The 7,149-nt window shown below is 60.0% G+C and carries 8 protein-coding genes and 2 pseudogenes; 3 read left to right on the top strand and 7 right to left on the bottom strand.

Annotated elements, in window-relative coordinates:
- The 3 genes and pseudogenes from DBR23_RS31200 to DBR23_RS19650 all read left to right on the top strand — a co-directional run.
- A partial coding sequence (locus tag DBR23_RS31200; protein ID WP_108499317.1) for a hypothetical protein occupies positions 1–595 on the top strand: 595 nt, incomplete at its 5' end.
- Positions 592–945, top strand: a complete 354-nt coding sequence (locus DBR23_RS32310) for a GFA family protein (protein WP_108499318.1) — start codon at positions 592–594, stop codon at positions 943–945. The genes DBR23_RS31200 and DBR23_RS32310, both read left to right, overlap by 4 nt.
- A gap of 183 nt (positions 946–1,128) precedes the next feature.
- Positions 1,129–1,235, top strand: a pseudogene (locus tag DBR23_RS19650) (IS5/IS1182 family transposase); the annotation flags it as partial.
- 10 nt (positions 1,236–1,245) lie between these two features.
- On the opposite strand, the gene DBR23_RS29395 reads toward DBR23_RS19650, so the two are convergent.
- The 7 genes and pseudogenes from DBR23_RS29395 to DBR23_RS31205 form a co-directional block, all read right to left on the bottom strand.
- Complete coding sequence (locus tag DBR23_RS29395) at positions 1,246–2,001, bottom strand: hypothetical protein (RefSeq protein WP_146191380.1); 756 nt, start codon at positions 1,999–2,001, stop codon at positions 1,246–1,248.
- 343 nt (positions 2,002–2,344) lie between these two features.
- Positions 2,345–3,049 carry an ABC transporter ATP-binding protein gene (locus DBR23_RS19655; protein WP_108499319.1) on the bottom strand — a complete coding sequence of 235 codons (705 nt, stop codon included), beginning with the start codon at positions 3,047–3,049 and terminating at the stop codon, positions 2,345–2,347.
- Positions 3,049–3,798, bottom strand: a complete 750-nt coding sequence (locus DBR23_RS19660; protein ID WP_108499320.1) for an ABC transporter ATP-binding protein — start codon at positions 3,796–3,798, stop codon at positions 3,049–3,051. The genes DBR23_RS19655 and DBR23_RS19660 overlap by 1 nt, the downstream gene beginning before the upstream one ends.
- Positions 3,798–4,847, bottom strand: coding sequence for a branched-chain amino acid ABC transporter permease (locus tag DBR23_RS19665; RefSeq protein ID WP_233250590.1), 1,050 nt, complete (start codon positions 4,845–4,847; stop codon positions 3,798–3,800). The genes DBR23_RS19660 and DBR23_RS19665 overlap by 1 nt, the downstream gene beginning before the upstream one ends.
- A gap of 1 nt (position 4,848) precedes the next feature.
- A complete protein-coding gene (locus DBR23_RS19670; protein WP_108499321.1) occupies positions 4,849–5,742 on the bottom strand; it encodes a branched-chain amino acid ABC transporter permease in 894 nt (297 codons plus the stop codon).
- Between the two features lie 22 nt (positions 5,743–5,764).
- Entirely contained in the window at positions 5,765–6,934 is a 1,170-nt protein-coding gene (locus tag DBR23_RS19675) for an ABC transporter substrate-binding protein (protein WP_108499322.1), read from the bottom strand.
- A gap of 68 nt (positions 6,935–7,002) precedes the next feature.
- A pseudogene (locus DBR23_RS31205) lies at positions 7,003–7,149 on the bottom strand (enoyl-CoA hydratase/isomerase family protein); the annotation flags it as partial.

Here is a 7,149-nt window from a genome sequence, read left to right on the forward strand (position 1 = left end):
CGTAGCGGAACAGTCCGGGCTTCTCAAAGGCAACCTGGCTTACTACTTCAAGACAAAGCCGGACTTGCTGAGGGCGGTAACCGAAGCGCGACAGCATGCTGTAGGGGTAGCCATTTCGGGGGATAGTTCAGGCGGTTCCTTATCCTTGGACGTGTCAGACGCGCCGCCGCTGGCTGTCGTTGAGCGACTGCTCGCACATGTTGAGACATCGGCCCCGGAGCTTGCCGTGATGGGCTGCCCACTTGGCAGTCTGAGCACGGAACTCGGTAAGCTGGGTGACGACGATCTGCACCCCCAGGCGGCGGCCTTGCTTACTGGGTTGCTTGAATGGCTCCGGGCACAGTTTGCTCGCTCATGTACTGCTGAAGATGCCATGCGCCACGCTGAACATGTGCTGACCTGCCTGCAAGGCGCGGCGGTGGTGGCTCAAGCAAGCAGAGATCCCGGGGTGGTCATCCGGCAGGTGGATGGTTTGCGTCGGTGGTTGACATGTGAGGTGTTCGGGAAGGAGCGCTCCAAGAGCGGTTCTTCGGCCCCGAAGCCGACATCGACCGCAGCGCGTGCTGTCCCGTCCAAGAGGAGCAAGCCCCAATGAAAATCTATGAGGGTCACTGCCATTGCGGGACAGTGAAGTTCGAGGCTCTGATCAGCCTTCAAGATCCGTTTCGGTGCAACTGTAGTTTTTGCGTGCGCAGGGGCGCTGTGATGCACCGGGCAGAACCTGGGTCATTCCAATGGGCAAGCACTGATTCTGAGATGGGCACGAAGTCATATGGCTCGAAAGATTTCGCTCAACACTATTTTTGTACCCGCTGCGGGATCCAGTGCTTCACGGATATCCGGCGCAATGGCCAGCAAGCCTACGCGGTGAATCTGGCGTGCATTGACGGACTGGACTTGGGACAAATCTCCCCGCGAATGTTCGATGGTGCGAGCTTGCCCTGACGGCTGGCGGAAAGCCTTGCGCTTGAAAGAACGCGACTCGATTCGTCAAAGGGGCCAACATCGGTGGCCGGAGCGCCAATTCGAATGGCTTGTACGTACGATATGTGATCTATACCGGAAATCCGTGTTCTGGCATTGGAAGACCGCAATCGCTGCAGAACCGACATCGGCGTGGCGGCTTCAGCCTGGTTGGAGATGAACCACCGACCGTGGAAGAACTGCGAGAGATATCTGAACACCAGCTTGCAGTCATCCATCTCGCATTCTTGGCTCTGCTAGGCAAGAGATCGAAAACAGGCTCTAAGAACTCAAAACATGGGCGGTCGCAGCTAACGCCTGGTGTTCCTGTTCAATGCGATCAGCACTGACGCCAAGCCTGTCCGCATAACGCGCGCTCATACCCATGAAGATTTCGCGCACAACTGAACCAAGCGCTTGCGCCGGCAGCAGTCGGCTAAACCGGTACAGATCATGTGCCAGCATGGACTCTCTGGCCGACACATCAAAAAAAGCACCCGTGTCGTCGGTGGCCACACGCATGGCACAAATGGCCCAGAAGCAAGTTGCCCAACACTCGAGCACGTCCTCTGGTAGCCCTTGGTTGTCGTCAATCTCCAGGCATAAAGTCCTAATGAGCGGCGGGCGAGCAGCAGCGTGGTCGCGGAAGAACTCGAAAAGAAGCCGTCCAACGCGTCCCCGCCAACTGGCATCCCCTCTGGATGGAAGCACCTGCCGACGACGCACCTGCGAGCTCAAGTCCTTGGGCCGCAGATCCGCCTTGTTACTCCCTGAGCCCAGGACCACCACCAACAGCGCCCTAAGGCGCAGCAAGTCGACCACACCCAACGATTGCGTCTGAGCCTGTTCACGTAAATTCCTGAGGAAGACTTCTACTGCGTCAACGATGCTGCGCTGAGAGTCTTCCACATAGCGCTGGCGTTGCTGAAGCCGTCGCTTCGACTCTTCAGTCGAGCCCCCGGGTGCCCCGATTGGCGCGGATGTCCCTAAATCGTCTGATTCCAAGGCCGCCGCGCCATCGGAGGTCTCATCACCCATTCCCAAATTGGGGGCAGGCGCGTCGTCCTCAGGCGCTTCCGTGATTTCCAGCGCGGCTCGCTTTCCAATGAGCGCGTTGAGGAAGCTCTGACGGTCGAGACGCCGCTTTTTTCGGATGTTGTCCTTTCACTTAACTGCTGAAGCAGTGCCCACGCTCACCTGAATGTTTGTTCCCGACTAGAGCCCGAGTGCGAGGAGGATGCCACAGCCATTCTGGATGGCGGCCGTCCAGGGTATGGGCGCAGCAATCCGGTTTTTCCCGTGCAGCGTCGTTGAAAGACGTGGCCTCCCCATTGTCTTGACGCCATCTCTGTAGTGGTCAGCAGCCGAATGGGCTTTGAGCTCAGACTGCCAGTCGTTCCATGAGCGCAGAACGGTCAGCGTGATTCGCGCCGCCATCGAGAACCACCGAGCCGCGCTCTAGCATGTAGAAGCGGTTGACCAAGCCGATGGCCCGGTTGACGTTTTGTTCAACCAGAACGATGGGAATCCCCTCGCTGGCCAAGTTGCCAATCAAGGTGAACAGCTCATCCACAATCATGGGTGCCAGACCCTCCGTGGGCTCATCGATGAGCAGGAGCTTTGGCTCACCAACAAGCACCCGCGCAATAGCGAGCATCTGTTGTTCGCCGCCCGACAAGGTGGTACCCATCTGCCGCCGACGTTCCGCAAGGCGCGGAAACCGCTGGTAGATTTCCTCCATTCGTCTGCGCGAGTCCAAGCGGCTGCGCGACGGGCATTGCATCTGACCCAGATGTAGATTTTCTTCAACAGTCAGCCCAGGAAAGATGCGCCTGTCCTCGGGTACCAGGCCAATGCCTCGGCGGCAGATTTGGTCCGCGCCGACGCCGTTGAGTGGTTCGCCGTTAAAGATGACCTCTCCGCTGGAGGGCGACACCCAACCGGCAATGGTTTTAATCACCGTGGTTTTACCCACCCCGTTGCGGCCAAAGAGGCCAACCACTTCGCCCTTGCCCACCTGCAGGTCAATTCCTTGCAAAACGTGGCTCAGACCATAGTGGGTGTGAACGCCTTTGAGTTCCAACATCAGTGCTTCTCCCCGAAGTAGGCAGCCTGAACCGCCGGATTGGCACGCACTTCTGCCGGCGTGCCCTCGGCGAGCTTCTGACCTTGGTGCATCACCACCACAAAGTCCGACAACTGCATCACCAGGTCCACGTCGTGCTCGACCAGCAAAATGGAAAGACCATGGTTGTGGGAGAGCCCGCGAATCAGCGCCCCGGTCTCGCGTGTGTCGCCGTGGCTCATGCCCTGAGTGGGTTCGTCGAGGAGCAGCATGCGCGGGCGTGATGCCAGAGACACGGCAATCTCCAGACGGCGTTGCTCCCCGTGCGACAGATAGCCCGCGAGCTCATCTGCCTTGCTACGAAGGTCGAACTGTTCAAGGAGTTCGTCCACACGTGCAGCAGCCGCCTGGCTGCGAGCCAGCGGGCGAAACAGGCCGCGCCCTTGCTCGAGGAACTGCGCTGCCAGGCGCAAGTTCTCTCGCACTGGAAGCTCAAAGAACAGATTGGTTATCTGGAACGAGCGGGAAAGGCCGTATCTGAGCAATTGGTGGGGCGCGCGGCCTGTCACGTCCTCTCCATCGAAGCGCACCGAGCCCGACGAGGGACGGATGGCTCCGCTTATGAGGTTGAACAGGCTGCTTTTGCCAGCCCCGTTGGGGCCAATCACGGCCGTGATTTTTCCCGGCTGAGCCTCAAAGCTCACATCCTGAACTGCCTTGAGGGCGCCGAACTGAACGCTGATGCCTTTGACCGACAGAATGGGGTTCATCAACGGTTCTCCTTCTGGTTGCGTCGAGCATCTAGCCAGCGTTGTAGGGCGGGTGTCGCGTAACCGATGAGGCCGCGCGGCATGAGAATCACCACCATCACGAACAACACGCCGATGACGATGTGGTGATGCGTGGTGAAGGAGCCCACCACGGAGCGCAGGCCGGTGAGGATGGCAGAACCATAGAGCGGGCCGATAAGTGTTCCGGTGCCACCGACGATGACGTTGATGACCGCGTTGCCAGAAACCTGGAAGAACATCAGTTCAGGCGAGACGAAGCCGCGCAGCATGGGATAGAGCGCACCACTGCAACCGGCAATGCACGCGGCTGCAACGAAGGCCCCCAGCTTGTAACGCCAGGGGTCCTCACCCAAGAAGGAGACTCGGTGCTCGTTGGTTCGGATGGCGTCGAGCTGGCGACCCACGGGTGTGTCCATGAGATAGCGCAACACCAGGTAGAGCGCGCCGATAAAGGCGAGCACCACCAGGAAGAAGCCCGATGGCGTCGCCGAGTTGACGCCCCACATGATGTTGGCCGAGGGCACGCCGATGATGCCGTCTGAGGCACCGAGCTCGCGGGTGTTGTAGACCACTTTGGACAGAACCTGGGCGAGGCCGAAGCTGATGAGTGCGAAGTAGACACCCTTGGCGCGAATGGCAATCAGCCCACCAATCAGACCGACCACAGCACTGAAAGCCAGGGTGACGCCCAAAGCCAGCCAGAAGGAATCGCTCCAGTTCTTGAGCACCAACGCAGAGACGTATGCCCCCAGGCCAAAGAACAGCGCTTGTCCCAACGGCAGCAGGCCAACCCTGCCCAGCAGAAGGTCCACGGAGAGGGCGAGCCCACCAAAAATCAGCGCTTCTGTTGCCAGGCGTAGGTAGAAGACGTCCCCCAGGGCCAGCGCGACGCCGCCAAACAGCAGCGCACCGGCGAAGAACAGGATGGCAAGCCAGGTTGCTGCAGAGCGGCGCGGCCGCTCGCTGCTCGCCGTGGCTACAGCGCCGCCACGTGGGCCAATCGTCGAAGAAGATGCTGGTGTGCTCATTTCAGGCGCTCCCAAGTTTTCCGAACAAGCCTTGCGGGCGCCACATCAGCACGAGGACCATGATGCCGAACAACAGGGGGTCGCTCCACACCGGGGAGATGTAAAGGCTGGAGATGGACTGCACCTGCGTGAGCAACAGGCCTGCCAGCAAAGCACCCTTGATGGAGCCCATGCCGCCGATGATGACCACGCTGAAGGCGATCAGGACGAAGTCCTTACCCATGGTCGGAAACACCGAGTAGATGGGGGCCAGCAAAACGCCAGCGATACCAGCCAGGGCCACCCCGAAGGCAAAGGTGCCCGCGTAGACGAGCTGTACCGGAACACCCAGCGAGGCGCTCATGTTCCGGTCATATGCGGCCGCTCGAACGATGGCACCCAGCGAGGTGCGAAAGACCAGCAGCCATACCCCAGCGATGAGCGCCCCCCCGAACAGCATGACAAAGAGACGGTAGTTGGGAAAGAACAATCCCAGCATCTCGGTGGCGCCGCTGATGGGCGCCTCCAGGCGAAGGGGGTTGGCGCCGAACGCAATCTTGAGCGCGTCTTCCAGCACCACCGCCACGCCGAAGGTGAGTAGCAGGGTCAGCGTGTGCCGGTCCTTGCTGTGAAACACCCGCTGGATAAGTCCTCTCTCGGTGACGAAGCCCAACACCGCCATCAGCAGCGGCGTCAGGACCAGGGCCCACCAGAACGACATGCCCGTCGCCAACAAGGCGACGGCAAGGTAGGCTCCTATGGCGTAGAACTCGCCATGGGCCATGTTGATGACATCCAGCAGACCGAAGATGATGGTCAGGCCCAATGCCATCAACACCACGGCCACGCCAATGGACAGGCCGTTAATCATCTGTGGTGCCAGTACGAACTGCAGCCATTCCATAGCGTTGCTCATGGTGTTGGACTCGGTCGTGGCTTCAGAATCGCGTGCAGACGTCGGCGCCGATGGCCGCGTCGGCCTTGACCTCGCCCACCAGCTCGAACTTGCCGTTGGTCACACGCATCGCGTACATGTCCTGCATCGCCTGGTGGTCACCCGCACGCATGGTCTTTGTGCCTTGAGGGGTGCTCCACTGCAGCCCACGCATGGCGGCCCGCACCTTGTCGGTGTCGGTGCTGCCTGCCTTCTCGACCGCTGCCTTGTAGAAGAACAACACGCCATAGCTGTCGGCGCCGTAGAGGTCCGGTGCGCTCTTGTTGGCGGCTTCGAAGTCGGCTACAAACTTGCGGTTCTCGGCGCTGTCGATGCTCGTTGCATAGCCCACGCCGGTCACAAAGCCGTCCGCGTTCTTGCCGATGGCGGGCAGGTTTTGCGAGGTCACGGTGCCGGAGGCCCCAACCACCTGAACGTTGCGGTTGATTCCGAACTCAGACATCTGGGAGAACAGGCGCACCGTGTCGTTACCTGCAACCGAGGTGTAAATCACGGCAGGACGCGACGAACGCATCTGACCGAAGAACGGGGAGTAGTCCTTGTTGTCCAGCGGAGCAAACACCTCACCCACGGATTTTGCGCCCTTGGCTTCCGCAGCAGACTTGAATGCTGCCACCGTGCTACGGCCCATTTCGTAGTCGGGTCCGAGATAAAAGACGTTGGCATTGGGCCGTGTGCGAGCTATCCAGTCGGCCAGTGCAGCAGACTGCATGCCTGCCCGTGCGTTCACGCGGAACACATTAGGAGAGCACTTGTCACCAGTGATGGAGTCGGCAAATGAAACGGTGGTTGCAATGAGGCGGTTGTTGCGCTCTGCTACCTGACCCACAGCAAGGGTGGCGCCGCTATTGACCGTGCCGGTCAGGAAGTCGACCTTGTTGACCTGGAAGAGCTTCTCTGCCTTTTGCACAGCAACAGCCGGGTTGGCTTCTTCGTCTTCATAGACCAGCTCGAGCTGTCGACCGGCCACTCCGCCGGCGGCATTGATTTGGCGCGCGGCAAGGTCCAGGCCCCATTTCACCTGCTGGCCAATGCCTGCATAGGTACCAGACAGTGGCGTCACGACGCCGATGCGGATGGGCTGGTTCTGCGCAGCAGCGCTGCTTGCAATACAGGCAATCGCCAGGGCGATGGCAGTGTTTCTGGTTTTCACGTATGTCTCCTCGTTGGGTTGTTGGTGGTCAAGCGGCAGGGGGAAGCTGGGGAACGAATTCAGGAAACTCAGGTGCCCGTGAAGCGGGCACGACGCTTGTCATGGAATGCTTCGACACCTTCTCTGAAGTCGTCAGAGCTACGCAGGCGCGAATAGCAGTGGCCTTCAAGTTCGATGGCAATCGACAGGGGCGAGTCCTCGGTGTCGTTGAGCAG

Source organism: Acidovorax sp. HMWF018, assembly GCF_003061035.1.
Classification (GTDB): Bacteria; Pseudomonadota; Gammaproteobacteria; order Burkholderiales; family Burkholderiaceae_C; genus Acidovorax; species Acidovorax delafieldii.